Source organism: Calidifontibacter terrae, assembly GCF_054778835.1.
This window is the reverse complement of the sequence record NZ_BAAGZF010000006.1, coordinates 398,308-419,833: the sequence shown is the minus strand read 5'-3', so window position 1 is coordinate 419,833 and position 21,526 is coordinate 398,308. Positions and strand designations below refer to the sequence as shown.

Here is a 21,526-nt window from a genome sequence, read left to right as displayed (position 1 = left end):
AGACATGACCGCGCCTCAGGACTCCGTCGATCATCACGTCGCTCGATGGGCCGCGCTCTGGGAGGACAACCCGGACTTCGACCCCGAGGTGGAGGGCGCGATCACTCGGATGCAGACGCTGATGCGCCGGCTGCGGCGAGTGGATGCAGCCGCCTACGCCGACTCCGACCTCACGGCTGAAGACGTCAATACGCTGCACAACCTGATGATTCAGCCCTATCCCGGCGAGGCCACCCCAACCCAGCTGGCCGAGGCATCGGGGATCACGAAGGCCGCGATGACCGGTCGGCTCGACCGCCTCGAGAAGGCTGGGTTGGTGACCCGCGAAACCGACGGCGCGAACCGGCGCAGGGTCATCGTGCGACCGACTCGGCAGGGTCGCCGCGTCTGGGAGTCGAAGGTTCACGAAGGGATGCGGCGCGAGCAGGAACTGCTCGGCGGGCTGTCAGCCAAGGAGATGGTGGCGCTGAACGTCTTGCTGCGCAAGGCGATTCAACATCTCGAATGACGTGGGCGGGTCTGTCTGATGCAATGAGGCATGACCCTTCGCTACCCCCGGCCGCTACGCGCCGGCGACACCATCGCGGTGACCGCGCCCTCCGCAGGAGTCGAACCACGCCACGAAGGACGCCTTGACTTCGCGGTGGGGTGGCTGCGGGAGAGGGGCTTTGACGTTGTCGAGGGCAACTGCCTGCGCGGCGGAACCCAGGTGAGTGCGCCGGTCGCCGATCGGGCGGCCGAACTGAATGCCTTCCTGACAGACAGCCAGATTCGCGCGGTCATTCCGCCGTGGGGCGGGGAGACGGGGATCGACCTAGTCGATCTGCTCGACGAAGATGCGATCCGCCGCGCCGCGCCGACCTGGTTGGTCGGGTTCAGCGACCTCACGACCCTGATGTTGCCGCTGACCCTGCGCACAGGGCTCGCGACGCTGCACGGCAGCAATCTGATGGACACCCCGTACGAACTGCCCACGGGTTTGGCGCACTGGCTAGAGGTGGCGGCCCTGGACGTCGGCGCGACGTTCGCCCAGCGCGCCACCACCCACCACCGGACCCCGGGCTGGGACAAATGGGAGGAAGATCCCACCCCGATCACGATGCCGCTGACTGAACCGACGCAGTGGCGGGTTCTGCATGGTGAGTCGTCAGTTTCGTTCGGCGGCCGGCTGATCGGCGGGTGTGTCGAGGTGCTCGGTCCGCTCGCCGGAACGCCGTACGCAGATGTCCGCAGCTGGGCGGGCCATCAGACAGAGGGCACGATCGTCTACCTCGAGGTAGCTGGAACCGACGCCTATGACGTCTGTCGCCACCTGCATGCGCTGCGCCTGGCGGGCTGGTTCGAGCGCGCGAACGGAGTGTTGATCGGCCGCACCCGAGCGCCGGACTCGGAATATCTCACCCAGGACGGCGCGGTGATCGACGCGCTCGCCCGGCTGGATCTGCCGATTGTCGCGGGAGTCGACTTCGGGCACGCGCCGCCCAGCCTGTCCTTTGTCAACGGGGCGCTCGCCTCGGTGCAGGTCGCAGACGGCCGCGGCGAAATTAGCCAGACGCTGGCCTGAGAACAGTGGGCAAGCACGATCAAGTGGGCGAGCCGACCGGTGGGCAGAATCGAAGCATGACCTGCCACACCGACACCTTCGCCCGGTTCCTGGCTGGCTTCGTCAGCGCAGCCGGAGACCCCGCTCGCAGCTAGGCGGGGCGACTCGGCCGCCGTGGCGTCCCTAGGGTGGACTCATGACTGAGACCCCTCGCCACGACGGCCGCGCCGCTGACCAACTCCGCGACATTCGGATCACCCGCAACTGGCTCGACCACGCCGAGGGCAGCGTGTTGGTCGAATTCGGTAAGACCCGGGTGCTCTGCGCCGCCTCCTTCACCGAGGGTGTGCCGCGCTGGCTGAAGGGCAAGGGCACCGGCTGGGTCACCGCCGAATACGAGATGCTGCCGCGCGCCACCAACACCCGCTCCGACCGCGAGTCCCGCAAGGGCAAGGTCGGCGGCCGCACTCACGAGATCTCCCGCCTGATCGGTCGCAGTCTGCGCGCGATCATCGACACCAAGGCGCTGGGGGAGAACACCCTGGTTCTCGACTGCGACGTGTTGCAGGCAGACGGGGGAACCCGCACGGCGTCCATCACCGGCGCCTACGTCGCGCTGGTCGACGCGATCGAAGACGCGCGTGCACGCGGTCTGATCGCCAAGAACGCGCAGCCGCTGACCGGGTCGATTGCCGCGGTGAGCGTCGGGGTCGTGAAGGGCAGCCCGGTCCTCGACCTCGACTACCCGGAGGACTCCACCGCCGAGACCGATATGAATGTGGTGATGACCGGTGCTGGTGGCTTCGTCGAGGTGCAGGGCACCGCGGAGGGTGCGCCCTTCGATCGCGACGAATTGAACGCGCTGCTCGACCTTGCGGCCAAGGGAATCGGCGACCTCACGCGGCTGCAGCAGGAGGCGCTGGACGCCCCGGCGCGGGAACGTGACCGATGAGCCGACTCGTCCTGGCCACTCGCAACGCCGGCAAGCTGCGCGAACTCCAGGCTCTGGTCGCGCAGCTGCAGCTCGACGTCGTCTCGGTAGCTGAATTCGCCGACGTCGAGGATGTCGTCGAGTCGGGGGTGACTTTCGAGGAGAATGCCACGCTCAAGGCGCGGGAGGTCGCGGCGGCGACGAACTTGCCTGCGGTTGCTGACGATTCGGGTCTGTCTGTTGATGTGCTCGGTGGATGCCCGGGCGCTTTCAGCGCCCGGTGGTCGGGCAGTCACGGCGCCGACGACGCGAACATTGACCTGTTGCTCGCGCAGACCGGCGATGTTCCGGCGGAAAAGCTGACCGCCCGCTTCGTCTGCTGCGTGGCGCTTGCGCAACCCGACGGAACGGTGGTCGTACGCAGGGGCGAGCTTCCCGGGCGAATCGTCCGGGAGCGTCGCGGTGAGAACGGCTTCGGTTACGACCCGATCTTCGAACTGCCCGACGGCCGTACGCTCGCCGAACTTGGCGCGGACGAGAAGAACCAGATCTCGCATCGAGCGCTGGCCTTCGAGGCGCTGCTGCCGGACCTGCAGCTGCTCGGCTGAACTACCAAAGGAGTGCGCGAGAGGGGACTCGAACCCCTACACCCGAAGGCGCCAGGACCTAAACCTGGTGCGTCTGCCAATTCCGCCACCCGCGCGTGCGCACCAGCATAGGACGACCGTGCGCTGGGCTGCGCGGGGGCGGCGCAGTGGTGGGGGCAGGTGGATGTTGCCGCTCAGGCCAGGCCGAGCGCCTTCTTCAAAGCCGCGACGTGGCCGGTGGCCTTGATGTTGTACTTCGCCAGCTCGACCTTCCCCTCCGGGTCGACGACGATCGTCGAGCGGATGACGCCGACGACCTTCTTGCCGTAGAGGTTCTTCTCGCCGTAGGCGCCGTAGGCCGCCAGCGTCGACTTGTCCTCGTCCGACAGCAGCGGGTAGGTGAGGGACTCTTTGGCCTCGAACTTCTTGAGCTTCTCGGGGGTGTCGGGGGAGATGCCGACGACGTCGTAGCCGGCTTCGGCCAGGCCAGCGAGGCTGTCGCGGAAGTCGCATGCCTCGGTGGTGCAGCCGGGCGTCATCGCTGCGGGGTAGAAGAACATCACCAAGTGGCGCCCGCGGAAATCGGTCAACGACACCGTCTTTCCGTCCTGCGAGGTGAGGCTGAACTCCGGTGCAATCTCTCCGGCGGAAAGGCGGCTCATGATTCTCCTGCATGGTGGGGGCGGGTGGGACTGGCTGTCTGCGTTATCGTCTCAGGCAGTCCACAAACCTCAAGGAGTGACCCCATGGCCGACAAGCCGGCACCCAAGTCCGCCAAGGAGATCGAGGCGGAGCTGCAGGCCTCGCGTCAGCGCCTCGCAGGCACCATCGACGAACTCGCTTTCCGCACCCAGCCCCGTGAGGTGGCCAAGCGCCAGGTCGAGTCGGTGAAGCTCAAAGCCGACCAGATCACTCGCACCCCCGACGGCGCGGTCAATGGCGACAAGCTCGGCAAGATCGTCGGCGGCGCGGGCGCTGCGGCTCTGTTGCTGGGCCTGGTGAAGCGGGCGCGTGGCTGAGGAGCCACACCTCCCGATCCGGATGCTGCATGACCGTCTGTTGGTCAAGACGGACGGTGAGCTCGGCGAGCGGCGCTCGGGTGGCGGCATTGTCATCCCGGCGACCGCCGCGATGGGCAAGCGATTGTGTTGGGCGCAGGTGGTCGCGATCGGTCAGCACGTACGACAAGTGCAGCTGAGCGATCGCGTCCTGTTCGACCCCGAGGACAAAGCCGAAGTTGAGCTCCAAGGCAGCACCTACACGTTGCTGCGTGAGCGCGACCTGCACGCCGTCGCCGCCGAACGGGTCGACGACGGCGCCACCGGCCTCTATCTCTAAGCGTCGACCTCGTCGCGGGCGTCGATGAACGCTTGTACGCAGGCCCGTACGTCGTCTGCGGAATGCGCCGCCGACAGTTGGACTCTGATTCGTGCCTTGCCCTTCGGCACGACCGGGAACGAGAACGCGATCACGTAAACGCCGCGGGTCAGCATGGCGTCGGCAACCTGAGCCGCCTTCCGCGCTCCGTCGTCGCCCGGGAACATCACCGGCGTGATCGCATGGGAGCCGGGCAACAATTCGAAGCCGGCCCCCGACATCAACGACCGGAAGAGTTCGGAGTTCGCGCGTAGGTTCGCCCGACCCTCACCCGAGGTGCGCGCCAACTCCAGCGCCTTGCGCGACCCGGCGACGACCGACGGGGCGACAGCGTTGGAGAAGAGGTAGGGCCTCGCGCGCTGGCGCAACAGGTCGACGATCTCCTGATGGGCGGCGACATAGCCGCCGGAGGCGCCACCCAGCGCCTTGCCGAGCGTCCCGGTGACGATGTCGACCCGATCCAGCACCCCGCAGTGCTCGTGCGTTCCGCGACCGTTTTCGCCGACGAAGCCAACGGCGTGGGAGTCGTCGACCATCACCATCGCGCCGTATTCCTCGGCGAGGTCGCAGATCTGCTCCAGCGGGGCGTAATAGCCATCCATCGAGAAGACGCCGTCGGTGACGATCACCTTCCGGCGAGCGCCCTTGGCGGCCTCCAACTGTGCGCGCAGGTCGTCCATGTCCGCGTTGCGATAGCGGAACCGCTGCGCCTTCGACAGGCGGATGCCGTCGATGAGTGAGGCGTGGTTGAGCTCGTCTGAGATGATCGCATCTGAGGCCTCGAAGAGCACCTCGAACAGCCCACCGTTGGCGTCGAAGCATGACGAGAACAAGATCGCGTCCTCGGTGCCGGTGAAGTCAGCCAACTCCTTCTCGAGCTCCCGATGCTGGGTCTGCGTGCCACAGATGAAGCGCACACTCGCCATGCCAAAACCCCACTCCTGCAACGCATCCCGCGCCGCCGCAACGACCTCTGGGTGGTCGGCGAGGCCCAGGTAGTTGTTCGCGCAGAAGTTCAGCGCGTCGCCCGCAACGGTCGCCACGTGGGCCGCTTGGGGCGTGGTGAGTTCGCGCTCACGCTTGGTGAGTCCGGCGTCGTCGATGTCGTCCAGTGCCGTTCGCAACTGGTCCTTGAAGGCGTACATCCGCTAGCTCCAATCCATGATGACTTTGCCGCCCTGACCCGATCGGGCGGCGGCGAATGCGTCGACCCACTGTTCGGCAGGGAAACGGTCGGTGATGACCGACTCGATGGCGCTCTTGAGGGTCGGTGATGTCGACAGCATGGCGCTCATGGCGTACCAGGTGTCGTACATCTCCCGGCCGTAGATCCCTTTGATGGTGAGCATGTGGGTGATCACCCGGCCCCAGTCGATCGGGAACGGGTCCTTCGGTAGGCCGAGCATCGCGATCCGCCCGCCGTGGTTCATGTTGTCGATCAGTTCGGCGACGGCGGAGGGATTTCCTGACATCTCCAACGCCACGTCGAAGCCCTCGCGCATACCCAGGTCGCGTTGAACGTCGGCGATGCGCTCGTTCGCGACGTTGATCACTCGGTCGGCACCGGCCGCTCGGGCCAGCTCCAGGCGTTCGTCGGAAACGTCGGTGACCACGATGTGCCGGGCGCCAACGTGGTGAGCGATCGCGGCCGCCATCACCCCAATCGGTCCGGCGCCGGTGATCAGAACGTCCTCGCCGACCATCGGGAATGACAGGGCGGTGTGGGTCGCGTTGCCCAGCGGATCGAACACCGCGCCCAGGTCGGGGCTGATGTCGTCGGGCTGCACCCACACGTTCGAGGCCGGGATCACCACATAGTCGGCGAACGCGCCGTCGCGGTTCACGCCGACGCTGCTGGTTCGGATGCACACCTGGCGTCGACCAGCGCGGCAGTTGCGGCATTCACCGCAGACCACGTGCCCTTCACCCGAGGCGCGCTGGCCGACCTTGACGCTCGTCACCGACGAGCCGATCTCAACGACCTCGCCGTAGAACTCGTGGCCGATGATCAGCGGCGGATTAACGGTGCCGGCTGCCCAGTCGTCCCACTGCTCCAGATGCAGGTCGGTTCCGCAAAGGCCGGCCCGCAAAACGCGGATCTTCACCTCGTCGGGACCAGGGGTCGGTTCGGGGGCATCAATCAGTTCTAGGCCCGGCCCGCGTCGGGTCTTCGCAAGTGCTCGCACGAGCATCCATCCTGCCTCGTCCGACGCGCGGTTGTGGCCCGGGGCACCTCGTTCTGGCGATTTCGTCTTCCGGCGAGCCTGGTGATAACGTTCTTCCTCGTTGCGCCATTAGCTCAATTGGCAGAGCAGCTGACTCTTAATCAGCGGGTTTGGGGTTCGAGTCCCTGATGGCGCACCCATCAAACGAAGGGCCGGGAAATGTTTCCCGGCCCTTCGTGCTGTGCCCTCCGCCCCGTGGCGCGGTGGGGTTGGATAGGTTTTAGGACCGACCAGATCCCTGCCACGGAGGACACGAATCCGCATGACTGTGCTGCACGACGAGGTCATCGACAGACCCTTCGACGACGCCCCGGACTCACCGGCCAAGCCTGATTGGAAGGTTGCCTTCGGCCGGGCGCGGGCCAAGTTCTCCCAGGACGGCGGCACCGACATGGCCGCCGCACTGACCTACTTCTCGGTGCAGTCGCTGTTCCCAGGCTTGATTGCCGTGATCTCGCTGCTGAACATCTTCGGCAACGGAAAGAGCACCACCACCAGCCTGGTGAAGTCGGTCGGCAACATCGTCGGCAAGAAGCCGGAGGACTTGTCGGCGATCACGTCCTTCATCAACAACGTGCAGGCCACACCTGGTGGGGGAGTCGCCCTGTTCCTCGGTCTCGCCGGTGCGCTGTGGTCGGCCTCTGGCTATGTCGGCGCCTTCGGTCGCGCCGTGAACAAGATTTATGCGGTCGAAGAGGGGCGCGGTTTCGTCAAGCTCAAGGGGAGCCTGCTGCTGATCACCGCGATCGAAATCGTGTTGATCGTGCTTGTCATGCTCTCGTTGGTGCTGAGTGGTTCGGTGGCAAAGGAGATCGGCTCCAAGATCGGCCTTGGCGGCACCGCGGTGCAGGTCTGGGACCTGGCGAAGTGGCCCTTCGTCGCCCTGGTGATCATCGGGATCATCTCGATGCTCTACCAGCTCACCCCGAACGTGCGCCGCGCCAAGAACAAGCTGTTTTCCTCGGGCGCGATGGTCGGCTTCGTGATCTGGGTTGTCGCCTCGATCGCGCTGGTCGTCTACGTCGGCTTCACCAAGGGCGCGAGCTACCAGAAGACCTATGGCGCGCTTGCTGGTGTGATCATCTTCCTGTTGTGGCTGTGGATCACCAATATCGCGATGCTCTTCGGCGCTGAGCTCGACGCGGAACTGTTGCGGACCCGGCAGTTGAAATCCGGGCTGCCGGCCGAGCGGCTGATCCTGCTGCCGGCGCGTGACGACACCGGTATCGAAAAGAAGGCCGACAAGGACGAGACGCAGGTCGAGCGCGCCATCGAGCTGCGGGTCGGATCCACCCCCGCGACAGACGCGCTGACCCGTTCCAGCAGCGGCTCACACGACACCGCCCGCGAGTTCGGTCTGGCCGTTGGGCCCTCCGCCCACGGCCGCACTGGCAACGGTTCGGCGCCGGTCACCCGGGAGCCGTCGCAGCTCGGCAGCACGACGCCAGCCAGTACGACGGGCTCGGCGGGTTCGACCGGTGATGTGCAGGTCGATGTCGCGCAGGCTCGAGCGCAGCGCCGCGACCAGGCGTTGATCGCTGCCGAAGCCCAGCGCAAGGCGGCAGCCCGCCGAGCGGCGCAACAGGCGAAGATCGCCAAGCGCCAGGCGGCCAAGGAGAAGGAGCGAGCCGCCCAGGAGAAGGCCCGCGAGCAGGCAATCACCGTTCAGCAGCGCTGGGAGGCCGCAGACGCCGTACGAGCGCAGTACCGTCCGGCGTCCACCGACGCCCGCGAAGCGCTGCTCGCCGAGCGTTCGCAGCGACGAGAAGCCTTCCATCAGGCGCAGCAGGAGAAGGCCGCTCGCCCGGCCCCGAAACACGCACCCAAGCCGGCCAAGAAGAAGGCCGACCCGACCGAGGGCGACGGCTCCACGCGGGCTGCACGGATGGACTCCCGCCCGCTGCGCAGGCTGGTGGAAAGCGAGCGCGACCAGCGCCGCGATCAGTGGTACTCCGATCACGGGCTGTGATCGAAACAGATTGAAACGCAAGAAACCCCGGCCGAAAGGCCGGGGTTTCTTCGTGGGGTGAGTGACGGGGTTTGAACCCGCGACATCCGCGACCACAACGCGACGCTCTACCTGCTGAGCTACACCCACCATGCGCATTCCACCGGGTGACCCGGCCGAAGCAGCGCGGTCCATCGTACAGGCTGAGCAGGGGTGGTCATGACCACCCCTGGGTCATCACGCCGTGCCGTGCTTCTGGGCAATCCGCTTCGCATCTGCCGACGACGGGCCGGGCTCAGCAACGAAGACCGCTTCGCGGTAGTAACGCAATTCAGCGATCGATTCGGTGATGTCGGCCAGCGCCCGGTGACCGCCCTGCTTCTTGGGGGCGTTGAAGTAGGCGCGCGGATACCAGCGGCGGGACAACTCCTTGATCGAGGAGACATCGATGAGCCGGTAGTGCAGGTGGTTGCTGAGAATCGGCATGTCGCGGTCGAGGAACGCGCGGTCCGTCGCGACCGAGTTGCCACCGAGCGGCCATTTGCCCGCGTCGGGGGCATGCTGGGTGATGTAGTCCATCACCTGCTGCTCGGCAGCTTCCATCGTCACGCCGTGATCGAGTTCGTCGAGCAGCCCGCTGCGGGTGTGCATGTCTCGTACGAAGTCGTTCATCTGCTCCAGGGCAGCCGCCTCGGGCTTGATCAACACGTCGACACCGTCGCCGAGTTGGGTCAACTCGAAGTCGGTCACCAGCACTGCGACCTCGATGAGGGCATCGGCCCCGAGGTCGAGGCCGGTCATCTCGCAGTCGATCCAGATGATTCGGTCGTTCTTCGCCTTGTCGTCACTCACGCCCACAACAGTAGATCGCCGTCCTCGCCGGAATCGGTAGGGTCTGGGCCCATGGCGATCCCGGCACCCGCAGCGCCGCCGCAACCGGTCCCTTCCGCCGGGCGGCACCCCCGCTTCACGACGCGTCGTGTCGTGGGCTGGACGCTCGGCGGAATCGCCTTCGGGATCTGCCTGCTGGCGGTGCTCGGTGCGGTCGGTGCTCGGTCCGGGATCACCGCGACGGTGCTCGGTGTCCTGATGTCGTTGGTCGTCCTGGGCATTGTTGTTCCGGTCTTTCTCTGGCTCGACCGGTTCGAACCCGAGCCGGTGGGGATGCAGCTGTTCGCTTTCCTCTGGGGAGCCTGCGTGGCCACCTTCGCCGCGGCCGTCCTGAATCAAGTCGGCAGCGATCTCATCGGCGCCAGCGGTGACCAGAACCCGATCACGGCGATGTTCGTCGCGCCCCCGGTGGAGGAGTCGCTGAAGGCTCTCGCCCCGCTGATCCTGTTGGTCTTCCGGCGCAAGGAGATCGACGGAATCGTCGACGGCATGGTCTACGCCGGATTGTGCGCAGCCGGTTTCGCGTTCGTCGAAGACGTCATCTATCTCGCCAGTGGCTACGCGAACTCGGGGGAGCGGGGGCTGGTCGGCACCTTCTTGGTACGGGTGGTCATGAGTCCGTTCGCCCACCCGATGTTCACCATCTGCACCGGGATCGGTGTCGGCATCGCGGCCACTTCCCGCGGATGGTTGCTGCGCACGTTGCCGCCGTTGATCGGCTGGGTCTGCGCTGTGCTGCTGCACATGGGGTGGAACGCGCTGGCGGTCCTTTCCCAGAACGGCTGGCTTGTGACGTATGTCCTGGTGCAGTTGCCGCTGTTCTGTTCCTTCCTCGCCCTGCTGTGGTTCGCCCGAAGCCGCGAGGCGGCGAAAGTCGGCACCCAGTTGTCTGCGTACGTCGACAGCGGCTGGCTCTCGGCCGCGGAGGTTCACATGATGTCCACCATGCCCGAGCGTCGGTACGCGCGCGCCTGGGCGAAGTCCCACGGTGGACGCGCGCTGCTGCGGCAGATGGTGCAACTTCAAGACATCGGCAGCGAACTGGCGATGCTGCGCTCGCGGATGACCAAGGGCGACATCGTCGAGGACTCCCGTGATCGCGAGCAGCAGATGCTCGAAGAGCTGTGGTTTCTGCGCCAACCGTTCTTGGGCACCCCGCTCTACCGCGGGCAGCGGCCACCCGCCCGAACACCCGGTCGACTCTGGCGCTGACGCCCGTAGACTTGTCGGCGCTATGCCCCGTTAGCTCAGTTGGATAGAGCAAGGGCCTTCTAATCCCTAGGTCGCAGGTTCGAGTCCTGCACGGGGCGCTCGCGCCTGTTTGTTCGGCTGCCCGGGTCCTGCCCGAGTGACGGACCCACTTTGCATTGTCGTCGGGGCAAAGGCTAGGTTCACCTTTGTTAGGGGAACCTAGCCTCACTCGACGAAGGAAGACCAGTGCTCGGCAACTACCTCATCGGCCTGCGAGAAGGCCTGGAAGCGACCCTCGTTGTCGTCATCCTGGTCGCCTATTTGGTCAAGTCGGATCGCCGCCACCTGTTACCCCGTATCTGGGCCGGCGTTGGCGCCGCAATTGCCGTGTCGCTGGCGTTCGGTGCGCTGCTGACCTGGGGTCCGAACGGACTCACCTTCGAGGCCCAAGAAGCCATTGGCGGCACCCTCTCAATCGTCGCCGTCGCGTTCGTCACCTGGATGATCTTCTGGATGGCCCGCTCCGCACGTGGCCTGTCCGGCGAACTGCGCGGCGCGGTCGACCGCGCCGCCGAAGCTTCACGGGCGAGCATGGTGATCGTGGCGATGCTCGCGGTCGGTCGTGAAGGTCTGGAGACCGCCCTGTTCTTGTGGGCGGCGAGCAAAGCCGCCAGCAGTGAAGGCGCCTCGACCACCCAGCCCCTGCTCGGTGCGGTGCTGGGCCTGGGAACGGCCGTGGTGTTGGGCTACCTGATCTACCGTGGCAGCCTCACCCTCGACCTCGCCAAATTCTTCAAGTGGACCGGTGGCTTCCTGATCATCGTCGCGGCGGGCGTTCTCGCCTACGGCGTCCACGACCTGCAAGAAGCAGGCATTTTGCCCGGGCTCAACACCGTTTTCTTCGACGTGAGCGGCACCATCCGTCCCACGTCGGTGATCGGTGAGCTGCTCAAGGGCACCTTCAATTTCTCGCCCAGGACGACCGTTCTGGAAGCGGTTGTCTGGGTCGCTTACGTCGTCCCGGTCATGGCCTTGTTCATCAGCAAGGTCCGTCGCCCCCGTTCGCCGAAGGCCGCAGCGGCCCCGGCCTCCAGCCAGAAGGCCCACGCATGATCCGCGCTACGACCCGCGTCCTCGCTCTCTCGTCCGTCGCAGGACTCGCCCTCACCGGTTGCACCAAGAACTCGCCGTCCGACTCGGCCAGTGGCGGCAACATCACCGTGACCTCGACCGCCAAGGAGTGCCAGCTCAGTTCCACCAAGGCGCCGAGCGGCAACGTCGTGTTCCACGTCAGCAACACCGGATCCGAGGTCACCGAGTTCTACCTGCTGGCCAAGGACGGCCTGCAGATCATCGGTGAAGTCGAGAACATTGCCCCTGGCATCTCACGTGACTTGGTGGTGCGGGCCCCCGCCGGAACCTACTTCGCCGCCTGCAAGCCGGGCATGGTCGGCAAGGGCATCCGCACCAAGTTCACCGTGACTGAGTCGGGCGCGAAGTTGGAAGCGACCGGTGACGACAAGGTGCTGATCGACACCGCGACCAGCCAATACGGCTCCTACGTGCGCGACCAGACCGATCAACTGCTGATCAAGACGAAGAAGTTCGCCGCGCTCTACAAAGCCGGCAAGGACTCCGAAGCGAAGGCAATGTACGCCGACGCCCGCATCCACTGGGAGCGCATCGAGCCGGTCGCGACCTCGTTCGGTGACCTCGACCCGAGCATGGACCTGCGCGAGGCCGACCTCGCGCCGGGCCAGAAGTGGACCGGCTGGCACGCGATGGAGAAGGATCTGTGGCCGCCGAAGACCGGCTACACCGCCAAGACCTCGGCGGAGCGCACCGCGTTGGCCGACAAGTTGGTGACCGATACGCAGACCCTCTTCACTCGTACGCGCACGATGAAGTTCACTGCTGACGGGATGTCCAACGGTTCGAAGTCGTTGATGGACGAGGTCGCGACCGGCAAGGTCACCGGCGAGGAGGAAACCTGGTCGCACACCGACCTGTGGGACTTCCAGGGCAACGTCGACGGCGCCAAGGTGGCCTTCGCCGACCTGCGGCCACTGCTGGCCAAGAAGGATCCGAAGTTGGAGACCTCGATCGCCACCAAGTTCACGGCCCTGCAGGCACTGCTGAACAAGCACAAGGTAGGCAGCGGCTTCAAGCTCTACAACGAGCTGAGCCCGGCCGAGGTCAAGGAACTCTCCGACGCGGTCAACGCGCTGTCCGAGCCGTTGTCGAAGATGACCGCAGCGGTGGTCAAGTGACCGATCAGCAGGAGCGCTCCTCGGAGGCGAAGGACGGACTCAGTCGCCGCCGGATGTTCGGTCTGGCCGGCGCCGGGGCAACCCTCGGCGCTGCCGGATTCGCCGGAGGTTTCGTCACCCGTGAAGCACAAGCGCAAGACAAACCAGCGCCGGCGAAGGTTTACGAGTTCTACGGGCGCCACCAGGCCGGGATCGCCACCCCGGCCCAGGACCGCTTGCACTTCGCAGCCTTCGACGTCACGACCACCGATCGGCAGGAGCTCATCACCCTGCTCCGGGCGTGGTCCGACGCAGCGGCGCGGATGACTCAAGGGCTGCCCGCCGACACTGAAGACACGTCGTACGACGCGCCGCCGGCCGACACCGGCGAGGCCGACGGGCTCTCCGCGTCGGGGCTCACGCTGACCTTTGGGTTCGGTCCGACGTTGTTCCGGGACGCCTCAGGCAAGGACCGGTTCGGGATCGCCGCCAAGACTCCGAAGGCGCTGCGCGAGTTGCCACACTTCCCGGGGGACAACCTCGAAGCCGACCGCTCGGGCGGGGATTTGTGTGTTCAAGCGTGCGCCGACGACCCGCAGGTGGCGGTCCACGCCATCCGCAACCTGGCCAGGATCGGGTTTGGCACCGTCGCCTTGCGCTGGTCCCAACTCGGATTCGGCCGCACCTCGTCCACCTCGACGACGCAGGCGACGCCCCGCAACCTGTTCGGGTTCAAAGACGGCACCGCCAACCTCAAGGCCGAGAACGCTGCCCTGCTCGACAAGCACGTGTGGGTGGGTGCGGGCGACGACGCGCAGGCTGATTGGCTCACCGGCGGCAGTTATCTGGTGGCTCGCCGGATCAGCATGCACATCGAGCCCTGGGACCGAACCTCGCTGCGCGAGCAGGAAAACGTCATCGGCCGCGACCGCAAGGAAGGCGCTCCGCTATCGGGCGGAACCGAGTTCAGCGATCCGAAGTTCAACGTCAAAGGCAACGACGGCAAACCGCTGATCGGGATGGATTCCCATGTGCGACTTGCTCATTCGTCGACCAATAAGGGCGTTCAGATGCTCCGTCGTGGCTACAACTACACCGACGGATCGAACGCTCTTGGCCGAATCGATGCCGGGTTGTTCTTCATCGCCTACGTTCGCAACCCCGACACCCACTACATCCCGATGCAGCAGCAGCTGAGCAAGAACGACCGGATGATGGAGTACATCCAGCACACCGGGTCCGCCTTGTTCGCGGTGCCACCGGGGGCCGCCAAGAATGCGTACGTCGGAGCATCGCTCTTCGCGTAGCCGCTGACCACTAAACTCCGGGCTGTGACTTCCGGCTCCGACTCCACCCGCCTGCCCACCGCCCTCGAGGGCCTACGGCGCGCCGTCGGAACGACCTCGTTCTCGCTCGACTTTCCGGCCGCTGACCAGGCTCGCTCGCAGCGCGCGGAACTGCTCGCGCAGCTGCGCGACTACATCATTCCGCGCGCGAACTCCCTAGATGCGCCGCTGCTGGCGGTGGTCGGGGGATCGACCGGCGCCGGGAAATCGACCCTGGTCAACTCGATCGTCGGCGAGATCGTCACGACGCCGGGCGTCCTGCGCCCGACGACCCGTGCCTCGACGCTCATCCACCACCCCGACGACGCCCGCTGGTTCACCGGCGACCGGATCTTGCCCGAACTGGCCCGCCTCACCGGCGCCGCGAGCGCCGATCAAGACCCGAACACGTTGCGGCTGACCGCCAGCAGTTCAGTGCCGCGTGGTCTGGCGCTGCTCGATGCGCCCGACATCGACTCCGTGGTGGCTGCGAACCGCGGCCTGGCTCGGCAACTGCTGTCAGCCGCCGACTTGTGGATCTTCGTCACGACCGCGACTCGTTATGCCGACGCGGTGCCGTGGGACCTGCTGCACCAAGCGGTCAAACGCGGAACCTCGGTCGCCGTTGTGCTCGACCGGGTGCCGATGGATGCCATGGAGGAGGTCCGCGCCGACCTCGCCACGATGCTGCGCGAGCAGGGCCTTGGCCAGTCGCCCGTCTTCGCCGTGGCCGAAGCCAAACTGTCCAACGACGGCCTGTTGCCGGTGAGTGAAGTCAGTCGGATCCGTGGCTGGCTCGGCTCGCTGGCCGACGACGCCCACGCTCGCTCGATCGTGATCCGCCGCACCCTCGACGGTGCCCTCGATTCGCTTGACGAGCGCACCGAAGCTCTCAGCGTCTTCGTTGGCGAACAGCGGCAGGCCGCGGTCGATCTGCACAAGGCTCCGGCGCAGGCTTATGCGACCGCGCTCAGCGGAGTCGAGGACGGCGTCCAGGACGGATCCCTGCTGCGCGGTGAGGTCCTGGCCCGATGGCAGGAGTTCGTCGGAACCGGCGAGTTGCTGCGTCAGCTTGAGGCGGGCGTCGGTCGGATGCGTGACCGCCTCACCGCCGTCGTTCGCGGTCGCGGTCGGGCTGACACCGCCGACAACCTGGGGGAGGCCCTCCACACCGGCATCGCCCAGTTGGTGACGGCACACGCTGAGACCGCGGCCTTGGCCTCGGTGCGCTCGTGGCGCTCGTTGGCCGGGGGAGCCCCGCTGGTGCAGGCTCACCCGGAACTCGCGACTGTCTCACCGCAGTTCCACGACGATGTCGAGCGCCTGGTGCGTGACTGGCAGGGCGAGGTCCTGCAGATGGTCCGCGACGAAGCCGGCGGCCGGCGCACCACCGCGCGCTTCTTGGCGTTCGGGGTCAACGGCATCGCAGTGATGCTGATGTTGATCACCTTCTCCGCGACCGGCGGTCTGGTCGGTGCCGAGGTTGGCATTGCCGGTGGTTCCGCTGTTCTCGCCCAGCGACTACTGGAGGCGATCTTCGGCGACCAGGCGGTGCGTACGCTCGCGGTGAAGGCGCGCAAGCAGCTGCTCGTCCACACCACCGAACTGCTCACCGGCGAAGAAGCACGCTTCCACCAGGTGCTGGATCAGACGGTCGGCGAACCTGAGGGGAAAGACACCATCACCCGAGCTCTTGCGGACGTAAAGGCAGCCCGATGAGCCCCGATCTGTTCAAGCGCAAGAAGGTCAACTCGACCGTGTCGCGTGAAGCGCTTGCCGAACGCGGCCGAGCCCTCGACACCGCGTTGCAGATCGGATCGGGGAAGCTCCCGGACGCTCTGGTCGCGACCGCCCGTGAAGTCGACGCGAAGGTCACCGAACGCACCGCGATCGTCGGCGGTCGAACCGTCGTCGCCTTCGCCGGAGCGACCGGCAGCGGGAAGTCGAGCCTGTTCAATGCACTGGTCGGCGAACCGGTCTCCCGGATTGGCGCGCGCCGGCCGACCACCTCCCAGGCGGCTGCCGCTGTCTGGGGCGAAGACCCGGCAGGCCCTCTGTTGGACTGGCTGAAAGTGGGTGCGCGACACCAGGTTCCGGCCACCAGTCGGTCCGCGACCGAACTTGACGGACTGGTTCTGCTTGACCTGCCCGACTTCGACTCGCGCGTGGCCGCGCACCGTGCGGAGGCCGACCGGGTCATCGGGTTGGCGGATGTCTTCGTGTGGGTCACGGACCCGCAGAAATACGCCGACGCGATCATGCACGACGACTACATCCGCCGGATGGCCAGTCACACCGCGGTGACGCTGGTGGTGCTCAATCAGGTCGACCGGCTCAGCGCCGCTGCGGTGCAGGAGTGCCTCGCCGACCTCAAGCGCCTGATCGCCCAGGACGGGCTGTCCGACGTACGAGTGCTGACGACGTCCGCGGTCCGCGGGCAGGGTCTGCCCGAACTGGTCGAGGCCGTCGGCAATGTCGTGCGCGGCCGAAACGCCGCCGAGCAGCGGCTCGCCGCCGATCTTCGAACGGTCGCCGGCCAGTTGCGCCAGCACGTCGCCGACTCCGAGGCCGACCCCGCGCGAGCGGTTGGCGCCGAGCTGACCGACGCCCTCGCCCGCGCAGCCGCCGTTCCGGTCGTACGACAGGCCGTCGAGCGCGACTACGTCCGTGGCGCGACCGCCCGTGGCGGATGGCCGTTCACCCGATGGGCGAGCAAGCTGCGGCCCGCGCCCCTGTCCCGACTCGGCCTGGACAAGGTGGCGTCCTCGTTGAACCGCTCCGAGGCGCGCGTCGCCCTCGGCAAGTCGTCCCTGCCGCACCCGAGCCCGGCGGCGCTGGCCGCGGTCGACCTCGCCACCCGCAAGGTCGGCGAGGAGGCCTCGACCGGGCTTCCGGCGCCGTGGGCCGATGCCGTTCACGATGCCGCGCAGCCGGCCGGCCCCGACCTGCGGGATGCCCTTGACCAGGCAGTGCTCGGCACCCCGTTGCGAGAACGCAACCCGTGGTGGTGGGCCGTGGTGTCCGGTCTGCAGTGGCTCTTCGCGGCGGCCGTCGTCGCCGGACTTGTCTGGCTTCTTGTGTTGGCCGGTCTCGGTTTCGCCCAGATCCACGCGGAGGCGCCGACCTGGGGTTTCCTGCCGGCACCCTTGTCGTTGCTCGTAATTGGCATCGTCGGCGGCCTGCTGGTGGCCGGCCTCACCCATGCGATCGCCGGCAAGGCCGCGAAGGCGCGAGGTCGTGCGGTGGAGAAGCGGCTGCGCGCTGCGGTCGGTGAAGTCGGCGTCGAGCGGGTCATCACCCCCGTCCGCGCTGTGTTGAGCGAGCACCGCCAGACTCGGGAGGCCTTGGACCAGGCGATCTCCTGACGCCTTTGCACAAGGCGGCTCGTGATTGACGGTTGTCCACAGGCGACCTGATGCGTCTGTCGGTGACAGTCGACCTGCAGTGGACTCCTTCCAGTCACGGAAACCCGTGGCCAACATCAGGAGGGAGTCCACCCATGCACCAGACCTACGTCACCATCGCCGGGAACCTGACGGCCGACCCGCAGGTGTTCAACACCGACGGCGGCAGTTACATCCGGTTCTCCGTGGCCAGCACCCCGCGGGTCAAAGATGCGCTGAGCGGCGAATACCGCGACGGCACCACCACGTTCTATCGAGTCACCGCGTGGCGCCGGTTGGCCGAGAACGCAGCCGGCAGCCTGGCCAAGGGTCAGCCGGTCATCGTCACCGGCCGGCTGACGATCGACTCGTACACCTCCACCGAGGGGGAGACGCGCTACTCGGTGGCGCTTGCTGCCGACGCCATCGGACACGACCTGAACTTCGGGCGCTCGCAGTACTTCAAGCCGGATCGGGTCCAGGTAGCGCAGCCCGAGGAGGTGCCCGCGGTCGCCTGATTGCGATTGGGAGGCAGGCCTCATCACCGATAGCCTGGCGCGCATGGCTGAGTTCATCTACACCATGACCAAGACGCGCAAGGCTGTCGGCGACAAGGTCATCCTCGACGACGTGAGCATGTCGTTCTTCCCCGGCGCCAAGATCGGCGTTGTCGGTCCGAACGGTGCCGGTAAGTCGACGATCCTGAAGATCATGGCTGGGCTCGACCAGCCGAGCAACGGAGAGGCCCGCCTCTCGCCCGGCTACTCCGTCGGAATCTTGTTGCAGGAGCCGCCGCTGAACGAGGAGAAGGATGTTCGCGGCAACGTCGAAGAAGGCATGGGCCAGATCAAGAAGGATCTCGACCGCTTCAACGAGATCTCCGAGGAGATGTCCCAGGAGGGCGCCGACTTCGACGCTCTGATGGAGGAGATGGGCAAGCTCCAGGAGAAGATCGACAACGCCGATGCGTGGGATCTCGACTCCCAGATCGAGCAGGCGATGGATGCGCTGCGCTGTCCGCCGGCTGACGCTGACGTGACCGTCCTCTCCGGTGGTGAGCGCCGCCGCGTCGCGCTCTGCAAACTGCTGCTCAGCAAGCCCGACCTGCTGTTGCTCGATGAGCCGACCAACCACCTCGACGCCGAGTCGGTGACCTGGTTGGAGCAGCACCTCGCTGCCTACCCGGGCGCAGTCCTTGCCGTGACCCACGATCGCTACTTCCTCGACAACGTCGCACAGTGGATCTGTGAGGTCGACCGCGGCCGCCTTTATCCCTACGAGGGCAACTACTCGACCTACCTGGAGAAGAAGCGCGAGCGCCTCATAGTCCAGGGCAAGAAGGACGCCAAGCTCGCCAAGCGCTTGGCCACCGAACTCGAGTGGGTGCGCTCCAACGCCAAGGCCCGCCAGACCAAGAGCAAGGCCCGCCTGGCGCGCTACGAAGAGATGGCCACTGAGGCCGAGCGCACCCGCAAGCTGGACTTCGACGAGATCGCGATCCCGGCGGGCCCGCGTCTGGGCGCTCAGGTGATCGAGGTCGCCGGCCTGAAGAAGGGCTTCGGAGACCGCGTCCTGATCGAGGACCTGTCGTTCACCCTCCCGCGCAACGGAATTGTCGGCGTCATCGGCCCGAACGGTGTCGGCAAGACGACGCTGTTCAAGACCATCGTCGGCTTCGAGGAACCCGACGACGGCTCGGTCAAGGTCGGCGACACTGTCAAGGTCTCGTACGTTGACCAGAACCGCGGCGGCATCGACTCGGAGAAGACGCTGTGGGAGGTCGTCTCCGATGGCCTCGACTACATCCAGGTCGGCAACGTCGAGATCCCTTCGCGCGCCTACGTCTCGCAGTTCGGCTTCAAGGGTCCCGACCAGCAGAAGAAGGCCGGGGTGCTCTCCGGTGGTGAGCGCAACCGCCTCAACCTGGCGTTGACCCTCAAGCAGGGCGGCAACTTGTTGCTGCTCGACGAACCGACCAACGACCTTGACGTGGAAACGCTGGGTTCGCTGGAGAACGCGCTGCTGGACTTCCCGGGTTGCGCTGTGGTCATCAGTCACGACCGATGGTTCCTCGACCGGGTCGCGACCCACATCCTGGCCTACGAGGGCACCGAGGAGAACCCGTCCGCTTGGTACTGGTTCGAGGGCAACTTCGACTCGTACGAAGAGAACAAGATCGAGCGCCTCGGTCCGGATGCGGCACGCCCGCACCGCGTGACCTACCGCAAGCTGACCCGCGACTGACGTCGGTCCGCGTACAAAACGCCCCGGGGTTCACCGACGAATCGGTGAACCCCGGGGCGTTTTGTCGAGGTGCTCAGGCCTCGACCGCGACCGCTTCGGCGACCTTCACCCGCGGGCTGTCGATCTGCGGAAGGGCGTCATCGTCGTACGGCCGGCGCATCAACAAGCCGACCAGGAGCGCGGCGCCGAACAACATCGCCGACGCAACCTCGGTGCCTCGTTCGGCTCCGGTGACGAAGGTTTGCAGACCCGCGGCACCCGGGGTCACCTGACCGGCGCTGGCGAAGACGGTGACCAACACGGCGAGGCCGACCGCACCACCCAACTGTTGGGTGACGTTCACCAGCCCCGACGCCACGCCGGTGTCCTGCGGCTTCACCTTCGCCAGTCCGCCCGCGGTGAGCGGCACGAACGCGCTGCCGTTTCCGAGACCGAAGGCAACCAGTGCCGGAATCATCGCCGGATAGCTGGTGTGCGCATCGAACCGGGACATCAAGAACAGCCCGAGACCGGACAACAGCAGTCCGCCGACGGCGATGGTCCGGGTCGAATAACGGCGCGCCAGGACCCTGGAGACCAGGTTGGAGGCGGTGAAGACCGATACCGGAATCGGCAGGAAGGCCAAACCGGACTGCCAGGGCGTCCAGTGCAGAACCAACTGCATGTATTGGCTCATGAAGAAGAAGGTGCCCATGGAGCCGGCGACCAGCAGCAACCGCGCGACGTAGGCGGACACGCGGTCCCGGTCCGCGAACAGGCGCAGCGGCACCAGCGGCACAGCGACTCGGCGCTCTTGCTTGACGAAGCCGATCATCAGCAACGTGCCCAGGACGAATGCGATGGCGGTTCCCGCGTCCGTCCAGCCGTCCGAAGCGGCCCGGATGAAGCCGTACACCAGGGACGTCATACCGATGGTGGCCAGCAGTGCGCCCACTACGTCGACCGGACCACGCTGCAACATAGTGCGGGGGAGGACTGCTGCGGCTAGCGCGATCACGGCCGCGCCGATCGGGACGTTCACGAAGAACACCCAGCGCCAACTGGCAATCGAGGTCAAGACGCCGCCGGCAATAAGGCCGATGGCGGCGCCCGATGCGGACACGACGGTGTACCAACCGATGGCTCGGGTCTGTTCCGGGCCGGGCCGATAGAGCGACATCAGCAAGGTGAGCGCGGAGGGCGCGACCAGTGCAGCACCGACGCCCTGCGCAGCGCGGGAGGCCAGCAGCAGGCTGGCATCGCTGGCGAACCCGCCCAGCAGGGAGGACCCGACGAAGATCGTCATGCCGATCAAGAAGGTCAGTCGCCGACCGATGATGTCGCCGGCGCGAGCGCCGAGCAGCAGCAGGCCGCCGAACGCAAGGGTGTAGGAGTTGACCACCCAGGACAGCCCGGTCGAGGTCATCGACATGTCCTTGGCGATGTCGGGCAGCGCGATGTTTACGATCGCTGCGTCGAGCACGATCATCAGTTGGGTGACCAGGACCGCGGTCAGGATGAAGCCGACGCGTAGCGACGAGGTGGGCGCCGGGTTGGAGGTCCGCCGGCCGGCTTGCCGGGTAGGCCCGGCCACGTCGGGGCGGGAGATAATGGTTGAAGTCATGGATATAGGTCCTTCGCGAGATGCGGCGT

Annotated in this window: 20 protein-coding genes and 4 tRNA genes; 17 read left to right on the top strand and 7 right to left on the bottom strand. The window is 66.4% G+C overall.

Features of this window, described 5'->3' with window-relative positions; genetic code table 11:
* Positions 1-4: 4 nt before the first annotated feature.
* From ACYU98_RS10180 to rdgB, 4 genes are all read left to right on the top strand, one after another.
* On the top strand, positions 5-508 hold the full coding sequence (locus ACYU98_RS10180) for a MarR family winged helix-turn-helix transcriptional regulator (protein WP_460468092.1): 504 nt from the start codon (positions 5-7) through the stop codon (positions 506-508).
* 30 nt (positions 509-538) lie between these two features.
* Complete coding sequence (locus ACYU98_RS10175) at positions 539-1,564, top strand: S66 family peptidase (RefSeq protein ID WP_460468091.1); 1,026 nt, start codon at positions 539-541, stop codon at positions 1,562-1,564.
* A 175-nt stretch (positions 1,565-1,739) separates the two neighbouring features.
* The gene (rph, locus tag ACYU98_RS10170) at positions 1,740-2,495 is read left to right on the top strand and encodes a ribonuclease PH (RefSeq protein WP_460468090.1); all 756 of its coding nucleotides are present in this window, start codon (positions 1,740-1,742) and stop codon (positions 2,493-2,495) included.
* Positions 2,492-3,082, top strand: a complete 591-nt coding sequence (gene rdgB / locus ACYU98_RS10165) for an RdgB/HAM1 family non-canonical purine NTP pyrophosphatase (RefSeq protein WP_460468089.1) — start codon at positions 2,492-2,494, stop codon at positions 3,080-3,082. Before rph ends, rdgB begins: the two co-directional genes overlap by 4 nt.
* A gap of 13 nt (positions 3,083-3,095) precedes the next feature.
* Here the strand turns inward: rdgB and ACYU98_RS10160 are convergent.
* Positions 3,096-3,177, bottom strand: a tRNA-Leu gene (locus tag ACYU98_RS10160).
* Between the two features lie 78 nt (positions 3,178-3,255).
* Positions 3,256-3,723, bottom strand: coding sequence for a thioredoxin-dependent thiol peroxidase (bcp, locus tag ACYU98_RS10155; RefSeq protein ID WP_460468088.1), 468 nt, complete (start codon positions 3,721-3,723; stop codon positions 3,256-3,258).
* A gap of 84 nt (positions 3,724-3,807) precedes the next feature.
* Between bcp and ACYU98_RS10150 the strand changes: the two genes are divergently transcribed.
* Positions 3,808-4,080 carry a DUF3618 domain-containing protein gene (locus ACYU98_RS10150; RefSeq protein WP_460468087.1) on the top strand — a complete coding sequence of 91 codons (273 nt, stop codon included), beginning with the start codon at positions 3,808-3,810 and terminating at the stop codon, positions 4,078-4,080.
* A 22-nt stretch (positions 4,081-4,102) separates the two neighbouring features.
* Positions 4,103-4,399, top strand: coding sequence for a GroES family chaperonin (locus ACYU98_RS10145; protein ID WP_460468359.1), 297 nt, complete (start codon positions 4,103-4,105; stop codon positions 4,397-4,399).
* Here ACYU98_RS10145 and ACYU98_RS10140 read toward each other — a convergent pair.
* Together ACYU98_RS10140 and tdh are read right to left on the bottom strand one after the other, a co-directional pair.
* Positions 4,396-5,583: a glycine C-acetyltransferase gene (locus ACYU98_RS10140; RefSeq protein ID WP_460468086.1), complete on the bottom strand. Its 1,188-nt coding sequence runs from the start codon at positions 5,581-5,583 to the stop codon at positions 4,396-4,398. The two genes, ACYU98_RS10145 and ACYU98_RS10140, sit on opposite strands and share 4 nt — an antisense overlap.
* Positions 5,584-5,586: 3 nt before the next feature.
* On the bottom strand, positions 5,587-6,624 hold the full coding sequence (gene tdh, locus ACYU98_RS10135) for an L-threonine 3-dehydrogenase (protein ID WP_460468085.1): 1,038 nt from the start codon (positions 6,622-6,624) through the stop codon (positions 5,587-5,589).
* 102 nt (positions 6,625-6,726) lie between these two features.
* Between tdh and ACYU98_RS10130 the strand changes: the two genes are divergently transcribed.
* Positions 6,727-6,799 (top strand) — tRNA-Lys (locus tag ACYU98_RS10130).
* 126 nt (positions 6,800-6,925) lie between these two features.
* A complete protein-coding gene (locus tag ACYU98_RS10125) occupies positions 6,926-8,632 on the top strand; it encodes a YhjD/YihY/BrkB family envelope integrity protein (protein WP_460468084.1) in 1,707 nt (568 codons plus the stop codon).
* Positions 8,633-8,685: 53 nt separating this feature from the next.
* On the opposite strand, the gene ACYU98_RS10120 is transcribed toward ACYU98_RS10125, so the two are convergent.
* Positions 8,686-8,761: transfer RNA gene (locus ACYU98_RS10120), tRNA-His, on the bottom strand.
* A gap of 87 nt (positions 8,762-8,848) precedes the next feature.
* The gene (gene orn / locus ACYU98_RS10115) at positions 8,849-9,463 is read right to left on the bottom strand and encodes an oligoribonuclease (protein ID WP_460468083.1); all 615 of its coding nucleotides are present in this window, start codon (positions 9,461-9,463) and stop codon (positions 8,849-8,851) included.
* 51 nt (positions 9,464-9,514) lie between these two features.
* Between orn and ACYU98_RS10110 the strand changes: the two genes are divergently transcribed.
* The 9 genes from ACYU98_RS10110 (at position 9,515) to ettA (ending at position 19,894) form a co-directional block, all read left to right on the top strand.
* Positions 9,515-10,714 (top strand): PrsW family intramembrane metalloprotease, encoded by a 1,200-nt coding sequence (locus tag ACYU98_RS10110; RefSeq protein ID WP_460468082.1) that lies wholly within the window; start codon positions 9,515-9,517, stop codon positions 10,712-10,714.
* Positions 10,715-10,738: 24 nt separating this feature from the next.
* A tRNA-Arg gene (locus ACYU98_RS10105) sits at positions 10,739-10,812 on the top strand.
* Positions 10,813-10,939: 127 nt separating this feature from the next.
* Positions 10,940-11,806: an iron uptake transporter permease EfeU gene (gene efeU, locus ACYU98_RS10100; protein ID WP_460468081.1), complete on the top strand. Its 867-nt coding sequence runs from the start codon at positions 10,940-10,942 to the stop codon at positions 11,804-11,806.
* Positions 11,803-12,963, top strand: a complete 1,161-nt coding sequence (gene efeO / locus ACYU98_RS10095) for an iron uptake system protein EfeO (protein ID WP_460468080.1) — start codon at positions 11,803-11,805, stop codon at positions 12,961-12,963. The genes efeU and efeO overlap by 4 nt, the downstream gene beginning before the upstream one ends.
* Positions 12,960-14,249: an iron uptake transporter deferrochelatase/peroxidase subunit gene (gene efeB / locus ACYU98_RS10090; RefSeq protein WP_460468079.1), complete on the top strand. Its 1,290-nt coding sequence runs from the start codon at positions 12,960-12,962 to the stop codon at positions 14,247-14,249. Before efeO ends, efeB begins: the two co-directional genes overlap by 4 nt.
* Before the next feature lie 24 nt (positions 14,250-14,273).
* The gene (locus ACYU98_RS10085; RefSeq protein WP_460468078.1) at positions 14,274-15,986 is read left to right on the top strand and encodes a dynamin family protein; all 1,713 of its coding nucleotides are present in this window, start codon (positions 14,274-14,276) and stop codon (positions 15,984-15,986) included.
* Entirely contained in the window at positions 15,983-17,632 is a 1,650-nt protein-coding gene (locus ACYU98_RS10080; protein ID WP_460468077.1) for a GTPase, read from the top strand. Before ACYU98_RS10085 ends, ACYU98_RS10080 begins: the two co-directional genes overlap by 4 nt.
* Positions 17,633-17,766: 134 nt before the next feature.
* Positions 17,767-18,168, top strand: a complete 402-nt coding sequence (locus ACYU98_RS10075) for a single-stranded DNA-binding protein (protein ID WP_460468076.1) — start codon at positions 17,767-17,769, stop codon at positions 18,166-18,168.
* 43 nt (positions 18,169-18,211) lie between these two features.
* Complete coding sequence (gene ettA, locus ACYU98_RS10070; RefSeq protein WP_460468075.1) at positions 18,212-19,894, top strand: energy-dependent translational throttle protein EttA; 1,683 nt, start codon at positions 18,212-18,214, stop codon at positions 19,892-19,894.
* A 73-nt stretch (positions 19,895-19,967) separates the two neighbouring features.
* On the opposite strand, the gene ACYU98_RS10065 is transcribed toward ettA, so the two are convergent.
* The gene (locus ACYU98_RS10065) at positions 19,968-21,497 is read right to left on the bottom strand and encodes an MFS transporter (protein ID WP_460468074.1); all 1,530 of its coding nucleotides are present in this window, start codon (positions 21,495-21,497) and stop codon (positions 19,968-19,970) included.
* Positions 21,498-21,526 lie beyond the last annotated feature (29 nt).